Genomic DNA, 14411 nt, shown 5'->3' on the forward strand with positions numbered 1-14411 from the left:
GGCCGGGCGGGTCATGCGGCCCTCCCCTCGAAGCGGCGTTGCAGGCGGCGGCCGACCACGGTGACGCAGACGACGGTCAGGGTGACGGCCAGGCCGGGGAACAGCGCCTCCCACCAGGCGACCCGCAGGTAGTTGCGGGCCTCGGAGAGCATCGCGCCCCATTCGGCGGCGGGCGGCTGCGGCCCCATGCCGAGGAAGCTGAGCCCCGAGGCGGCGACGATCGCCTGGCCGAGCCCGAGGGTGGCCAGGACGGGGATGGGGCCCAGGGCGTTCGGGAGCACGTGGCGGGCGACGATCCGGCCCCGGGAGTGGCCGAAGGTGACCGCCTGCTCCACGTACCCGGACCTGCGGACCACGAAGGTCTGGGCGCGCACCACCCGGGCGTACGTGGGGATCTGGGCGATGCCGATGGCGAGCACCACGTTCACCGTGCCGGGGCCGGTGACGGCGACGACCAGGAGCGCGAGCAGCAGCTCGGGGAAGGTCGAGAGCACGTCGAACGCGCGGGCCAGCGCCTCGCCCGCCCACCGGTGCGCCAGACCGGCGGCCAGGCCCAGCAGCACGCCGGCCGTCACGGCGACGGCGGTGGCCAGGACGCCGATGCTGAGCGAGTGCCGCGCCCCGTGGACGACCCGGGCCAGCACGTCGCGGCCCAGGTGGTCGGTGCCCAGCAGATGCCCGGCGCCGGGGGGCGCCAGCGCGCGCAGCGGGTCGGCGGCGAGCGGGTCGACGCCTGCGACGAGGCCGGGGGCGGCGACGGCCACGGCCAGGACGGCGAGGAAGAGGATCGGGAGGAAGAGGGCCGGGAGGACCAGCGGGGCGCGGGTGGGGCGAGGCGGGGCGGCGTCCGCGGCGGCGGTCATCACGTGCTCCTCAGTCGCGGGTCGATGAGGCGGTAGGCCAGGTCCAGCAGCGTGCTGACGGTCACGTACACCCCCGCCGACAGGATGACCACGGCCATGACGACCGGCATGTCCTTGCCCGTGACCGCCTGCATCGTGACCTGGCCGAGCCCGGGCCGGCCGAACAGCGCCTCGGTGATGACGGCCCCGCCCAGCAGCACGCCGACGAACCAGCCGGTCAGCGTCACGGTGGGGAGGGCGGCGTGCCGGAGCGCGTGCCGGGCCACCAGGGCGCGCTCGGTGAGACCGCGCGAGCGGGCCGTGACCGCGAACGGCTGCTCCAGCGCCCGTTCCAGCCCCTCGCGCAGCACCTGCCCCAGCACCCCGGCGATCGGCAGCCCGAGAGCCAGGGCCGGCAGGACCAGCGCCGACAGGTCCCGCGCCCCCGAGACGGGGAACCAGCCCAGCGAGAACGAGAACACGACCAGGAGCAGCATGCCGATGACGAACTGCGGCACGGACACCGACACCAGCTCGGCGGCGGAGGCGAGGCGGCGCGGCCACCGTGACCGGCCCGCGGTGAGCAGGGCGATCACGACGGCCAGCGCGACGCCGGCGCCGGCCGCGGCGAGGGTGAGCTGCGCCGTGGGCCACACCTGCGTGGCCAGCACCTCGCCGACGCCCCGCTGGAGCTGGTACGACCGGCCGAGGTCGCCGTGGAGGAGGCGGCCGAGGTAGGCGAGGTACTGGACCACCTCGGGGCGGTCCAGGCCCCACTCGGCGACGATCCTCGCCCTGATCTCGGGGGTGTCGGGGCCGTCGCCGACGAGGATGTCCACGGTGTCGCCGGGGGCCAGCCAGAGCGCCAGGTAGGAGACGGTCGCGGCGGCCCACAGCACGGCCACGGCCGACCCGATGCGCAGCACCGCCCGCAGGGCCGCCACCCGTAACGGATTCAAGGGGGCGGTCACGGGGCGATCCGGACGTCGTAGGCGCTCTTCGGGGTGCCCGAGACCGGGTCGAAGCCGAGGCCGCTGACGCTGCGCCGGGCGGCGAGCTGGTCCGACGGCACGTAGATCGGGAAGGCGATCGCGTTCTCGGCGACCACGGCCCGCTGGACCTTCGCGTACAGGGCGGTCCGGGTCTTGACGTCGGACACGCGCGACGCCCGCGTGAGCCACGTGTCGATCGAGGCGTCGGAGAAGTGGGTGCGGTTGATGGGCGCCTGCCTGGCCAGGATGAGGTTGAGCGCCGCGCCGGCGTCGGTGTCGCCGCGGGAGTTCTCGAACACCTCGTACTCGTCGCGGTCCAGCGCCTGCTGCGCCGAGCCCTGGTCCACGATCCTGATCTGGAAGTCGATCCCGGCGTTCTGCTTGACCTGGGCCTGGATGGCCTGGGCGAGGATCTCGCGCCGGTCGCGGACGAACGGCGCCGCGGAGACCGTGCGGACCGTCAGCCTCTTCCCGTCCCTGGTGCGGAACCCCTGGGCGTCGCGGGTGGTCCAGCCGGCCTGGTCGAGCAGGGCGTTGGCCTTGGCGGTGTCGCCCCCGTACGTCCGCTCCAGCGAGGCGTCGTAGAACGGGCCGGCCTTGCCGACGACGCTCCACGCGCGCGTGGCCTGTCCCCGGTAGACGGAGGCGAGCACGGCGTCGAGGTCCACGGCCTCGCGGAACGCCTCCCGCACCCGCTTGTCGTCGAAGGGGGCGTGGCCGGTGTTGAAGTAGTAGGTGTAGGCGGAGCCGGAGTTGAGCGCGGTCTGGAAGGCGAGGTCCGGGTCCTTCTTGACCAGGTCCACCTCGGTGGCCGGGACGCCCTCGATGACCTCGGCCTGGCCGGAGGTGAGGGCGCCGACCCGGACGGCCGACTCGGGCAGGAACCGGTAGGTGACCTCGGCCAGGTGGGCGGGCCCCTGGTGCGCGGCCGTGGGGGGCGCCCAGGCGTAGGCGGGGTTGCGCCGGTAGTGGACCTCCTGGCCCTGGACGTACCGGTCCAGGATGAAGGGTCCGGTGCCGACGAGGTCGGGGCCGCCGGCCTTGAGGTTCTTGGCCGTCCTGAGCGACTTGGGGGAGACCTGCCCGCCGTACGGCGAGGCGAGGAAGTCGAGGAAGAGCGCGTCGGGCCGCTTGAGGTGGACCTTCAGCTCGGCCGGGGACACCACCTCGACCCGTTCCAAGGCGCTGAGCTGGATCGACGCCACGGTCGGGTTGTAGCCGGGGACGCGGAACCGGTCGAGGTTGGCCTTGACGGCCGCGGCGTCGAACTTCTCCCCGTCGTGGAACGTCACACCCTCCCTCAGGTGGAAGGTGTAGGTGCGGCCGTCGGCCGACACCTCCCAGGAGCGGGCCAGCCAGGGCGCGAACGAGCCGTCCTCACCCCGGGACAGCAGCGCGTCGAACTGGTTCCACACGAGCAGGCGGGCCTTGTTCTGCGCCCACAGGTGCGGGTTGAAGGTGACCGGCTGCGTCTCGACGGCCCAGGTGAGGCTGCCGCCGTCGGCGGCCGCGGCCGTCTCGCGGGGCGCGCCGCCGCACGCGGTCACCGTCAGCGACGCGGCGACCAGCAGGGGAAGCGTCCTGCGGAGGTGCTTCACGGGTGTTCCCTTCACGACGGGGGATGGGCGAGGAAACGGCCGAACCGGCCCTGGTGGTAGAGGAGGGGACGGCTCTCGCCGTGCACCGTGGCCTCGGCGACGAGGCCGACGACGAGCACGTGGTCGCCCACGTGCGAGGTGTCGTACGGCAGGCAGATCAGGTGGGCGGACACGTCCTGGAGCAGCGGCGCGCCGAGCGGGCCCGGCCGCCACCGGGTGGGCTCGGCGAAGCGGTCGACGTTCTTGCGGGCGAACCGGGCGGCCAGCTCCGCCTGATCGCCGGCCAGGATGTTCACCGCGAAGTGGTCGGCGGTGCGCAGCCAGGGCCAGGTGGTGGAGGAACGATCGACGTAGAAGGAGACGAGCGGCGGGTCGAGGCTGACGGACGAGAACGACGTCGCGGTCAGCCCCACGGGGACGCCCTCGCTCCGCGCGGTGATCACGACGACGCCGGCGGCGTGGACGGCCAGCGCCTCCTTGAACCGGTCCGCGTCCACCGCCTCGCCCCGCGCCCGGCCGTGCAGGGTCTCCGTCATGCCGCCGTTCCTTCCGTGCGGGCGTCCAGCTCGTGCCAGGCGGCGGCGAGCAGCTCGTACGAGCGGACCCGCTCGGCGTGGCCGTGGGCGATGGTGGTGACGAGCAGCTCGTCGGCGCCGGTGACGCGGCGCAGCACGTCCAGCCGCTCGGCGACCCGCTCGGGGGTGCCGACGAAGCGGGTGTCGATCCGGTCCTGGACGAGCGCCCGCTCCTCGTCGCTCCAGGTGTGCGCGCGGGCCTGGCCGGTCGTCGGGTACGGCGGCGCGCCCGCCCCGGTGCGGATGTCGCGCACCCACAGCCCGTACGGCTCGGCCAGCTCGGCGGCGGTGTCGTCGTCGGGCGCCACCAGCACGTCCGCCGAGACGATCACGTACGGCTCGGCCAGCGCCGCCGACGGCTTGAACGCCTCCCGGTAGCCGGCCACGGCCTCCAGCACCGTCGCCGGGCTGACGTGGTAGTTGGCCGCGAAGGGCAGGCCGCGCTCGCCCGCCACCCGGGCGCTCTCGCCGCCGCTGCTGCCGAGGATCCACACCTCCACGTCGGCTCCCTCGCCCGGCACGGCGTGGACGGTCCAGCCCTCCGGCGCCCGGTACTCGCCGTGGAGGAAGGCGAGGATGTCGTCCACCTGGTCGGCGAAGGCCGGGGCGTGGCCGCCGGGCTGCCACAGCAGCGACGCCTGGAAGGCCAGTCGGGGCGAGGCGATCAGCCGGGTGGGGTCGAAGGGCGGCGGGATGAGCAGCCCGTCCACGACGCGGCCGGCGCGGGTGACCGGCTCACGAGGCGTTCCGGGGGTCTTCTCGGACGACGGCCCGCGGTGGCCGGAGCGGCCGAGGCCGAGATCGACGCGGCCCGGGTGCAGCGCCTCGATCAGGCCGAACTGCTCGACCAGCGCCAGCGGCGTCTGGTGCCCGAGCTGGACGGCGCCGGAGCCGACCCTGATGCGGCTGGTGGCGGCGGCCACGAGCCCGATGAGCACGGCGGGCGCCGAGCCGGCCACCCCGGCGGCGAGGTGGTGCTCGGCCAGCCAGTACCGGTGGTAGCCGAGCTCGTCGGCCCGCCGGGCCAGGTCGAGGGTGTTGCGCAGCGCGTCGGCGGCGCTCCCGCCGGACGGGATGGGTGACAGGTCGAGGACGGACAGCGGGGTCGTCATGCGCGTGCCTCCGGGAAGGGCCGGCTGGGGATCTCCTTGCGCAGCACGGGCGCGATCTCGGCCTGGAACAGCTCCATCGCCTCGCGGTGCTGCTTGTCGGTCAGGCCGTCGGCGTCGGCGTGCAGGTGCATGACCTCGTGGCCGAAACGCCCGTGGTAGCGGTGGACCTTGTCGATGATCTGCTGCGGGCTGCCGACGAGGATGGAGCCGCGTTCGACGGCGTCCTCCAGCGAGTGGAAGACGGGCCGCACCCCGTGCTTCTCGGACAGGGCGCGGCGGGCGTCGAAGATGGGGCGGTAGGTCTCGATGGCCTCCTGGGAGGTGCGGGCGGCGTAGTAGCCGGCGGTGCCGGCTCCGACGAGCGCGTCGGCGGGGTCGTGGCCGTGGTGGGCCCAGCGTTCGCGGTAGTGGTCGATCAGCTCCGCGTACGGCTCGATGGGGTTGGTGACGTTGGCCGAGAACAGCGGATCGCCGTACTTGGCGGCCAGCTCGACGGAGTCCTTGCTGGTGGCGCTGCCGTGCCAGACGCGGATCGGCCGCTGGAGCGGGCGGGGCCAGGTCTCGGCGTCGGTGAGCGACGGGCGGAAGCGGCCCTCCCAGGTGACCTTGTCCTCGCGCCACAGCCGCCGGAACAGCTCGTAGCCCTCCTGGTTGCGCGCCCACTGGTCCTCGGGGGTGACGTGGAAGAGCTGGGCCTGGGCGGCGCCGTTGCCCTTGCCGATGATCAGTTCGAGGCGGCCTCCGGACAGGTGGTCGAGGGTGGCGTAGTCCTCGTAGGCACGGACGGGGTCGAGCAGGCTGAGCGTGGTGACGGCGGTGAACAGGCGGATGGTGGAGGTGTGGGCGGCGATGTGGCTCAGCACGACCGGCGGCGAGGACGAGATGAACGGCCGCTCGTGCCGCTCCCCCACGCCGAACCCGTCGAAGCCGAGCTCTTCGGCGAGCACGGCGTTGGCGACCACCTCGCGGAACCGCTCGGTGGCGGACTTCCGGCCGTCGTACGTGATCAGGGTGATCAGCAGGAACTTCATCGTGCCCCCACGGGCTCGTAGCGGTCGGGCTCGTAGTGGTCGGCCGGCGGGGGCCCCTCGGGGCCGCCGCCGTATTACCTATAAAAACTGTAGGAAAACTAGGTTTCAAGGTCAACCCCTTTGTCCCTTTTTGTCGGCGACCCTTTCGTCGGGCACGAGGCCGGGGCGGGCGCGACAGGGCGGGACCGGGCCGGCATGTGACCATGGAGGTATGGCGGAGACGATGACCGCGTGGGTGGTGGCGCGGCCCGGGCCCATGGCCACGGGACCGCTGGAGCGCGTGCGGACGGCCGTGCCCGTACCCGGCCCCGGCGAGGTGCTCGTCAAGGTCGAGGTGTGTGCCGTCTGCCGTACCGACCTGCATCTCGCGGAGGGCGACCTGACGCCGCGACGGCCGCGCACGGTCCCCGGGCACGAGGTCGTGGGCCGCGTCGCGGGCCGCGGCCCCGGGGCGGACCTGCCCGACGGCGCCCGTGTGGGCGTGGCCTGGCTGCGCTCGGCCTGCGGCACCTGCCGCTACTGCGTCCGCGGCGCCGAGAACCTCTGCCCGTACTCCCGCTACACCGGCTGGGACGCCGACGGGGGCTACGCCGAGTACCTGACCGCCCCCCAGGACTTCGTCCACCCACTGCCCGCCGATCCTCCGGCCGAGAAGCTGGCGCCCCTGCTCTGCGCGGGCATCATCGGCTACCGGGCGCTGCTGCGCGCCGAGCTGCCGCCCGGCGGGCGCCTCGGGGTGTACGGGTTCGGCGCCTCGGCCCACCTGACCGCCCAGGTGGCCATCGCCCGGGGCGCGACCGTGCACGTGCTGACCCGCGCCGCGCAGGCCCGGCGGCTGGCGCTGGAGCTGGGCGCCGCCTCGGCGGGCGACGCCTACGACGCGCCGCCGGAGCCGCTGGACGCCGCCATCCTGTTCGCGCCCGTGGGCGACCTGGTGCCGGTCGCGCTGGCCGCCCTGGACCGCGGCGGCACGCTCGCGGTGGCCGGGATCCACCTGACCGACATCCCGTCCCTGAACTACCAGGAGCACCTGTTCCAGGAGCGCACCCTGCGCAGCGTCACCGCGAACACGCGCGCCGACGGCCGCGCCCTGCTGGAGCACGCAGCGCGCAGCCCGCTGCACGTCACCACGGTCCCGTACGGGCTGGACGAGGCCGGGCAGGCCCTCGCCGACCTGGCGGCCGACCGCGTCACCGGGGCCGCCGTCCTGCACATGGACGCCTGAGCGAGGCCGGGAAGGGCTCCGGGCGCCGCCGTCTCACCCCCTGCGCAGCGTGGCGTCGGCCATCATCCGGGCGAACTCCTGGGGCGAGCCGGCCGCCGCCCACATCGCCCGCTGCCGCGCGGCGCCGGTCCCCCGCTCCCGGAAGCGCTGGAGCAGCCCGGCGATCGGGCCGGGATCGGCGACGCGGTCCAGCAGCGTGGCCAGCATCCGCTCGTGGTTCACCACCCGGCCCGTGTACGGGTCGCGCGTGAGGGCGCCCAGCCCGTGGCGGGCGGCGGCGTTCAGCGCGGCGGCGACGCGCATGTCGCCGATGCGCCGGATCGGCTCGCCCGCCCGCAGCTCGGCCAGGGCGAGGCCGACCAGCGTCCGCGCCAGACCGGTCACGAGGACGGTGTCGTCGATCGACAGGCCGGTGTCCATGACGCGCAGCTCAACCGTCGGGTAGCGGCACGACAGCCGGGCGTGGAAGTACACGCCGCGCTCGTCGATCGCCTTCCCCCGGCGGATCAGCCGGCACACCGCCGCGTCGTAGTCGGCGGCCGATCGCCACACCCGGGGCGCCATGGCCGAGGGCCAGCGCGTCCAGCGTTTGTACCTCGTGCTCTCCCACCCGGTGTCGTGGCCGTTCGCGATCGGCGAGTTGGCGCTGACCGCGAGCAGCGTGGCCAGCCACGGCCGCATCCGGGTCAGCACCTGCACGCCCACCTCGCGCGACGGTATGCCGACGTGGACGTGACAGCCGCAGGTGCCGGTGCGGGCCAGCAGCCGGCCGAAGCGCCTGTCCAGCTCGCGGTAGCGCGGGTCGGGCGTCACGGCGGGCTCGCCGGGAAGGCGCTGCGGCGCGACCCCGGAGGCCAGGAGCAGGCAGCCCGTCTCGGCCGCGGCAGCGGCGGCGCGGCGGCGCAACTCCAGGAGCTGGCCGCCCGCCTCCTCGGGACAGCCGCACACGCCGGTGACCGTTTCGAGCTGGTAGCGCATGACTTCGGTCTTGACCCGCTCGTCGCCGAGCAGGCCGGTGATCTCAGGGCCGCACAGGGAGAGGTCGCCGCCTGCGCGGTTCACGAGGAGGAACTCCTCCTCCACACCCATCGTGAGCGTCCGGGTCGCGGCTCCGACCGCCTCGGAGGTGATGACCACGTGCCCACCTCCTCGCCATCACTAGCTATGCGCACAGAGGGGGTCGTCCGTGGTTCTACCCACCTGAGTTTTTTGTCACCCTTCGTGCGGGTTTGCCTGGGCGGACCCCTCGAAAGACCGGACCGAATCCGTGAGGCCGCGGCGGCCGGGGGTACGTGCGGGGTTCGGACAGGACCAGAGACACGACACCAGAGACCACGAGGGGGACGCAGTGACGCAGCACACTCCCGAGCACGACCCGCGCTCGCGGTTCGAGGACGAGGGCATCCCGGACCTCCAGGACGGCACTCCCGAGCAGCAGTGGGCGGTGGACCCGCAGGAGGCGCCGCTGCCCGGCGACCGGCCGATCGCGGTGGACGAGCACGGGACCACGATCGACGAGCAGATCCAGGGCGAGTCGCTGGACGGCCGCCTGAGCCGCGAGGTGCCCGACGACCAGCCGCTGTACGAGGTGGACGGTCCGGCGACCGTACGCGACGAGACCGCCGGGGACGACGACGAGCGGGTGACCGAGGACGGCGGGCTGGGCGTCGGCTCGGACCTCGACACCGACTTCCAGCCGGACGACGACGTGGACCCCTCCTGGCAGGCGCAGCCGGAGGAGCCGTCCGGCGCCGTCTGGGACGACCCGCGACCGGCGGGCCGGCTGGTCGCGCCCGACGAGGGCGTTCGCGGGGACGTCGAGCCGGACGAGGTGGCCCGGGAGGTCGGCCCGGACGCGGGCGGCTTCACCGCCGAGGAGGCCGCCATGCGCGTGGAGCCCGAGTGAGCCAGAGCGGCTACGCCGAGCCCATGGGGTACGTCACGGGCCGCGACGACGAGTGGGGCGTGACGGCCGGCTCCGGCGAGAAGTCCGTGGCGGCGCGCACGGACGAGATCGAGGACCACCTGGAGACGGCGGGTCCCAGCCCGCACCCGATGCCGCCCGGCGCGGTCGAGCAGCAGGGCCACGACGGGCACCCGGACTTCCGGGTCGAGGGGCCGGTGGACGAGGCCACCCACGGGGTGGTCGAGGACGACGGCGGCTACCTGCCCGGCGAGGGCACCGGCCGCCCGTACGACACCTGACACGACGACGTGGCATGACAGGGCCTGACCCGGCACCTGGCCCAGCGCCGGCACGCGGGCGCCTGCACGCGGGCGCCGCGCTCAGAGGCGGTCGAGGATGCGCCGCATCTGGTCGATCTCATCCCGTTGCGACGACTCGATGCTTCGGGCGAGCTGCTTGGCGCCGGCGTTCAGGCCCTGCCGCTGCTCGGTCTGGGCCATCTCGACCGCCCCCTTGTGGTGCTCGATCATCAGCCGCGTGAACTCCTTGTCGAAGATCTCGCCGCTGACCGCTTCGAGGTCCTCCATGTCGTCGGCGGACATCATGCCGGGCATGCGGTGCCTCATGTGCCCGCCGGCGGACTCCGGCTCACCCCACTCGTGAAGCCAGCCGCTCATGGCGGCGATCTCCGGCTCCTGAGCGGCCTTGATGCGCTCGGCCAGCTTCCTGACCTCGGGGTCCTCGGCACGGGTGGCGGCCAGGTCGGCCATCTCGACGGCCTGCCGGTGATGCGGGATCATCATCCGCGCGAACATCACGTCGGCGTCGTCGTGCTCGCCGGAGGGCTGGGCGCTGGTCTGCCGGGCGGCCGGCACGGGCGCGTCGGCCGCCGCTCCGGGAGCGGCGGCCTCGTCGCCGGTCCCGCCGCAGGCGGTCAGCAGCGCGAGAGCGGCGGCCGCGACGGTCGCGGCGCGGGCGGTCGTACGGTGGGCGAGCATGCGGTGGGCGAGCATGGCGATGTCACTCCCGGCGATGGACTGTGCGTTGACCGTAATCGTGGGAGTGATCGGCCCGTGCGCGCGGCACCGACACGCGGGCGGTCCGGAGACCGAGCCCCGCCTGACCCGCGCCTGACCGGAAACAGAGCCGAGGCGGCCGGGACTCTCTCGTCACCGGCCGCCTCGGCCGCTCTCGGGCGGCTGCGCTTCGATCACTTGAACCCGCGCAGCCGCAGGCTGTTGCTGACCACGAAGACGCTGGAGAACGCCATCGCGGCACCGGCGATCATGGGGTTGAGCAACCCCATGGCGGCCAGCGGCAGGGCGGCCACGTTGTAGGCGAACGCCCAGAACAGGTTCCCCTTGATCGTACGCAACGTCCGCCGCGACAGCCGGATCGCGTCCGCCGCCACGCGGAGGTCGCCCCGCACGAGCGTGAGATCGGACGCCTCGATGGCCACGTCCGTGCCGGTGCCCATGGCCAGGCCCAGGTCGGCCTGGGCGAGCGCGGCGGCGTCGTTGACCCCGTCGCCGACCATGGCCACCGACCTGCCCTCGGACTGGAGCCGCTTGACGACGTCCACCTTGTCCTGGGGCAGCACCTCGGCGATGACCTCGTCGACGCCGACCTCGGCGGCCACGCTCCGCGCGACGGCCTCGTTGTCGCCGGTCAGCAGCACCGGCCTCAGGCCGAGCGCCCGCAGCCGCCGGATCGCCTCGGCCGAGGTGGGCTTGACCACGTCCGCCACGACGAGGACCGCGCGGGCCTTGCCGTCCCATCCGACCGCCACGGCCGTGCGGCCGGCCTCCTGCGCCTTGTCCAGCGCCCGCTCCAGGTCCGGCGGCAGGTGCTGCGACCACTCGGCCAGCAGCCGGGGCCGGCCGACGAGCACGGCGTGCCCGTCCACGATCCCCTGCACGCCCAGGCCCTCGACGTTGGCGAAGTCCTCGGGCACGGGCAGCTCGCCGGCCTGCTCGGCCGCGCCCCGGGCGACGGCCCGGGCGATGGGGTGCTCGGAGGCGTTCTCCAGGGCGCCGGCCAGGCGCAGCACCTCGGTCTCGTCCTCGCCGTCGCCGACGTGCGTCTCGACCAGCGTCATGCGGCCCTCGGTGACGGTGCCGGTCTTGTCCAGGACGACGGTGTCCACCCGCCGGGTCGACTCCAGCACCTCAGGCCCCTTGATGAGGATGCCGAGCTGGGCGCCCCGGCCCGTGCCGACCAGCAGCGCGGTCGGGGTGGCCAGGCCCAGGGCGCACGGGCAGGCGATGATGAGCACGGCCACCGCGGCGGTGAAGGCCGCCGCCGGGCCCGCGCCCGCGCCGAGCCAGAAGCCGAGCGTGCCCAGCGACAGCGCGATCACGATGGGCACGAACACGCCGGAGATCCGGTCGGCCAGCCGCTGCACCTGCGCCTTGCCGGTCTGGGCCTCCTCCACGAGCCTGGCCATCTGGGCGAGCTGGGTGTCGGAGCCGACCCGGGTGGCGCGCACGACCATCCGGCCGCCCGCGTTGACGGTGGCGCCGGTGACCGCGTCGCCCGGCCGTACCTCGACCGGGACGGACTCCCCCGTCAGCATCGAGGCGTCGACCGCGGAGGTGCCCTCGTCGACCACGCCGTCCGTGGCGATCTTCTCGCCCGGCCGGACCACGAACCGGTCGCCGGCGGCCAGCCGCGAGATCGGGACGCGCACCTCGGCGCCGTCGCGCAGCACGGCCACGTCCTTGGCGCCCAGCTCCATCAGCGCCCGCAGCGCCGCCCCGGCCCGCCGCTTGGAGCGGGCCTCGAAGTAGCGCCCGGCCAGGATGAACGCGGTCACCCCCGCCGCGGCCTCCAGGTAGATGTTGCCCGAGCCGTCGGTGCGGGCGATCGTCAGCTCGAACGGGTGCGTCATGCCGGGCACCCCGGCCGTGCCGAAGAACAGCGCCCACAGCGACCAGCCGAGCGCGGCCAGCGTGCCGAGGGAGACCAGCGTGTCCATCGTCGCCGCGCCGTGCCGCAGGTTGGTCCAGGCGGCCTTGTGGAACGGCCAGCCGGCGTAGACCACGACCGGCGCGGCCAGCGTGAGCGACAGCCACTGCCAGTTGGTGAACTGCAGCGGCGGCACCATCGCCATGGCGATCACCGGGACGCTCAGCACCACGGCGGTGATGAGCCGGGCCCGCAGCGGCGCGAGCTCGTCCTGGGCCGCTTCCGGCTCTCGCGGCTCGTCGGTCTCGGGCGCCGGTGGAGCGGGGAGCGCGGCGCTGTAGCCGGCCTTCTCCACCTCCGCGACCAGGACATGGGGGTCCAGCCCGTCGGGGAAGATGACCTTGGCCTTCTCCGTGGCGTAGTTGACCGTGGCGGTCACGCCGTCCAGCTTGTTCAGCTTGCGCTCGATGCGGTTGGCGCAGGACGCGCAGGTCATGCCACCGATCGACAACTCGACCGCGTCGTGCGGCCTCTCACCGGTGATCGGGGACTCCGTGATGGGAGACATCGCCTCTCCTTTCGTCGCGTCCCGCGCTCAGTGCGCGTGCTCGCCCTGGTCGGCGTGGTCACCCTCGCCGGCGCTCGGCGTGCTGCCGGGCTTGCCGCTCGGCGTGGTGCTCGGCGCCGGCTGCGCGGCGGACGGGCCGGCGTGGACGGTGAAGGCGGCGGTGCGAACCTGGCCCTGGTGCTGGAAGTCCAGGAACAGGCGGTAGTCGCCGCCGCTCGGCGCCTCGGCGTAGAAGACGATCTCGGGACCGGCCTTGGTGACGCCGTCGCCGGGCGCGCCCTCCGGGTGGACGTGCAGGTACGCCAGGTCGCCGCCGCGCAGGGCGACGAGGTGCCCGTACGCCCCAAGATACGGCTGCAGGTCGGTGACCGGCTCGCCGGCCTTGGTCACCTTGAGCGCCAGCCTGCTCGACCGGCCGGGGACCAGGTCGCCGGCCAGCTCGACCGTGTAGCCGTCCACGGTCGTCGTACGGCTCGCCGCGGGCAGCGGCCGGGGCGTGTAGCCGCCGGCCACGAACACATCGGCGCCGAGGGTCAGCGCGGGGCCGCCGGCCGGCGCGAAGTCGGCGAAGGCCCGGTAGGCGCCCGCGGCGGGCAGCGTCAGCTTGACCGTCCAGACGCCGTCGGCCGACATCTCCGGATGGACGTGCTGGAACGTCGTCAGGTCGCGCGAGGCCACGATGAGGTGGAGCCGCTTGTCGTGGCGCACCTCGAAGCCGGTGACGTTGCGCCCGCCGGGGCCCGTCACGGCGAAGCGGAAGTCGGTGGGCTCGCCGGGCCGGATCTCGCCGGTCAGCGGGACGAAGGTGTAGCCGCTCTCTGACACTTGAAGCCCCCCGGGGGTATCCTCCGCACCTGCCTGTGCCCCTGTGCCCCGGCCCCCACTGCCGTGACCCTCGCCGCCGTGACCTTCTCCGGGCTGCTCGGCGTGGGCGCCGGGGACCGCGGTCCCCGGCGTGCCCGTGTCACCCACGGCGCCGCCCACACCGAACGCCCCGCCGAACGCCACAGCCAGCCCCAGGGCGTACAGCCCGAGCCTGCCCGCCGTGTTCACGACGTACTCTCCACCGTGTAACCGGCCCCCTCGACGGCGGCCACGATGCGCCCCGGCTCGATCGGCTGCTCGCTGCCGACGGTCAGCAGCCCGCTCGCCAGGTCGACCTCGACACCCGTCACGCCGGGCACCTCGCCGACCTCCTCCTTCACCGAGCTGACGCAGTGGCCGCAGGTCATGCCCTTGACGGTGTAGGTAGCGGTGGTGGTGGCCATACCGAATCACTCCTCGATAACGTCGGTGGAAGAACGCTGAATCAAAAACGGAACTCGAAGCCGGGTCACGAGCGGACGAGCCGCGCGATCGCGTCGGACGCCTCCTTGACCTTGGCCTGCGCCTCGGGCCCGCCCTCGCGGGTGGCCTCGGCGACACAGTGGGCCAGGTGCTCCTCCAACATGGAAAGAGCGAACGACTGGAGGGCGCTGGTGGCCGCCGACACCTGGGTCAGGACGTCGATGCAGTACTTGTCGTCCTCCACCATCCGCTGCAGCCCGCGGACCTGCCCCTCGATCCGGCGCAGCCGCCGGCTGTGGTCGTCCTTGCGTGCGGAGTATCCCGCCATGCCGATCCCCCTCTCCCTTGCTGTCACCCACTCTAACACG

15 protein-coding genes are annotated in these 14411 nt (G+C 73.9%); 3 read left to right on the forward strand and 12 right to left on the reverse strand.

Translation table 11 applies throughout. The annotated features are described in order from the left end of the window. Positions 1 to 11 precede the first annotated feature (11 nt). Genes MTP10_RS00830 through MTP10_RS00855 form a run of 6 tightly spaced genes read right to left on the reverse strand, consistent with a single transcriptional unit; the run spans position 12 to position 6150 of the window. On the reverse strand, positions 12 to 863 hold the full coding sequence (locus MTP10_RS00830) for an ABC transporter permease (protein WP_310706976.1): 852 nt from the start codon (positions 861 to 863) through the stop codon (positions 12 to 14). Then, on the reverse strand, positions 863 to 1813 hold the full coding sequence (locus MTP10_RS00835; RefSeq protein ID WP_310706977.1) for an ABC transporter permease: 951 nt from the start codon (positions 1811 to 1813) through the stop codon (positions 863 to 865). The genes MTP10_RS00830 and MTP10_RS00835 overlap by 1 nt, the downstream gene beginning before the upstream one ends. Beyond that, positions 1810 to 3432, reverse strand: a complete 1623-nt coding sequence (locus MTP10_RS00840; protein ID WP_310706978.1) for an ABC transporter substrate-binding protein — start codon at positions 3430 to 3432, stop codon at positions 1810 to 1812. The genes MTP10_RS00835 and MTP10_RS00840 overlap by 4 nt, the downstream gene beginning before the upstream one ends. 11 nt (positions 3433 to 3443) lie before the next feature. Further along, complete coding sequence (locus MTP10_RS00845) at positions 3444 to 3968, reverse strand: flavin reductase family protein (protein WP_310706979.1); 525 nt, start codon at positions 3966 to 3968, stop codon at positions 3444 to 3446. Next, the gene (locus tag MTP10_RS00850) at positions 3965 to 5119 is read right to left on the reverse strand and encodes an LLM class flavin-dependent oxidoreductase (protein ID WP_310706980.1); all 1155 of its coding nucleotides are present in this window, start codon (positions 5117 to 5119) and stop codon (positions 3965 to 3967) included. Before MTP10_RS00850 ends, MTP10_RS00845 begins: the two co-directional genes overlap by 4 nt. Further along, on the reverse strand, positions 5116 to 6150 hold the full coding sequence (locus tag MTP10_RS00855) for an LLM class flavin-dependent oxidoreductase (protein ID WP_310706981.1): 1035 nt from the start codon (positions 6148 to 6150) through the stop codon (positions 5116 to 5118). The genes MTP10_RS00850 and MTP10_RS00855 overlap by 4 nt, the downstream gene beginning before the upstream one ends. Before the next feature lie 211 nt (positions 6151 to 6361). Here MTP10_RS00855 and MTP10_RS00860 point away from each other — a divergent pair, with 211 nt between their 5' ends. After that, a complete protein-coding gene (locus MTP10_RS00860; RefSeq protein ID WP_310706982.1) occupies positions 6362 to 7375 on the forward strand; it encodes a zinc-binding alcohol dehydrogenase family protein in 1014 nt (337 codons plus the stop codon). A gap of 33 nt (positions 7376 to 7408) precedes the next feature. On the opposite strand, the gene MTP10_RS00865 is transcribed toward MTP10_RS00860, so the two are convergent. Further along, complete coding sequence (locus MTP10_RS00865; protein WP_310706983.1) at positions 7409 to 8512, reverse strand: YbdK family carboxylate-amine ligase; 1104 nt, start codon at positions 8510 to 8512, stop codon at positions 7409 to 7411. 211 nt (positions 8513 to 8723) lie between these two features. Between MTP10_RS00865 and MTP10_RS00870 the strand changes: the two genes are divergently transcribed. Next, entirely contained in the window at positions 8724 to 9281 is a 558-nt protein-coding gene (locus MTP10_RS00870) for a DUF5709 domain-containing protein (protein ID WP_310706984.1), read from the forward strand. Then, the gene (locus MTP10_RS00875; RefSeq protein ID WP_310706985.1) at positions 9278 to 9580 is read left to right on the forward strand and encodes a hypothetical protein; all 303 of its coding nucleotides are present in this window, start codon (positions 9278 to 9280) and stop codon (positions 9578 to 9580) included. The genes MTP10_RS00870 and MTP10_RS00875 overlap by 4 nt, the downstream gene beginning before the upstream one ends. A gap of 81 nt (positions 9581 to 9661) precedes the next feature. Here MTP10_RS00875 and MTP10_RS00880 read toward each other — a convergent pair whose 3' ends face one another. The 5 genes from MTP10_RS00880 to MTP10_RS00900 form a co-directional block, all read right to left on the reverse strand. Then, positions 9662 to 10294, reverse strand: a complete 633-nt coding sequence (locus MTP10_RS00880; RefSeq protein ID WP_310706986.1) for a DUF305 domain-containing protein — start codon at positions 10292 to 10294, stop codon at positions 9662 to 9664. Between the two features lie 197 nt (positions 10295 to 10491). Further along, complete coding sequence (locus MTP10_RS00885) at positions 10492 to 12756, reverse strand: heavy metal translocating P-type ATPase (protein WP_310706987.1); 2265 nt, start codon at positions 12754 to 12756, stop codon at positions 10492 to 10494. A 27-nt stretch (positions 12757 to 12783) separates the two neighbouring features. After that, positions 12784 to 13581: a hypothetical protein gene (locus MTP10_RS00890; RefSeq protein ID WP_310706988.1), complete on the reverse strand. Its 798-nt coding sequence runs from the start codon at positions 13579 to 13581 to the stop codon at positions 12784 to 12786. A gap of 224 nt (positions 13582 to 13805) precedes the next feature. Continuing rightward, entirely contained in the window at positions 13806 to 14024 is a 219-nt protein-coding gene (locus tag MTP10_RS00895; protein ID WP_310706989.1) for a heavy-metal-associated domain-containing protein, read from the reverse strand. A 65-nt stretch (positions 14025 to 14089) separates the two neighbouring features. Continuing rightward, complete coding sequence (locus tag MTP10_RS00900) at positions 14090 to 14371, reverse strand: metal-sensitive transcriptional regulator (protein ID WP_310706990.1); 282 nt, start codon at positions 14369 to 14371, stop codon at positions 14090 to 14092. Between the last annotated feature and the right edge of the window lie 40 nt (positions 14372 to 14411).

It is taken from the genome of Nonomuraea sp. 3-1Str (assembly GCF_031570565.1).
In the GTDB taxonomy this organism is placed as follows: domain Bacteria; phylum Actinomycetota; class Actinomycetes; order Streptosporangiales; family Streptosporangiaceae; genus Nonomuraea.

Excerpts from the sequence above, each read along its gene's own strand:
- MTP10_RS00830 (WP_310706976.1), bottom strand. The coding sequence starts at position 863 with ATGACCGCCGCCGCGGACGCCGCCCCGCCTCGCCCCACCCGCGCCCCG.
- MTP10_RS00845 (WP_310706979.1), bottom strand. The coding sequence starts at position 3,968 with ATGACGGAGACCCTGCACGGCCGGGCGCGGGGCGAGGCGGTGGACGCG.
- MTP10_RS00850 (WP_310706980.1), bottom strand. The coding sequence starts at position 5,119 with ATGACGACCCCGCTGTCCGTCCTCGACCTGTCACCCATCCCGTCCGGC.
- MTP10_RS00855 (WP_310706981.1), bottom strand. The coding sequence starts at position 6,150 with ATGAAGTTCCTGCTGATCACCCTGATCACGTACGACGGCCGGAAGTCC.
- MTP10_RS00860 (WP_310706982.1), top strand. The coding sequence starts at position 6,362 with ATGGCGGAGACGATGACCGCGTGGGTGGTGGCGCGGCCCGGGCCCATG.
- MTP10_RS00880 (WP_310706986.1), bottom strand. The coding sequence starts at position 10,294 with ATGCTCGCCCACCGCATGCTCGCCCACCGTACGACCGCCCGCGCCGCG.
- MTP10_RS00885 (WP_310706987.1), bottom strand. The coding sequence starts at position 12,756 with ATGTCTCCCATCACGGAGTCCCCGATCACCGGTGAGAGGCCGCACGAC.
- MTP10_RS00895 (WP_310706989.1), bottom strand. The coding sequence starts at position 14,024 with ATGGCCACCACCACCGCTACCTACACCGTCAAGGGCATGACCTGCGGC.
- MTP10_RS00900 (WP_310706990.1), bottom strand. The coding sequence starts at position 14,371 with ATGGCGGGATACTCCGCACGCAAGGACGACCACAGCCGGCGGCTGCGC.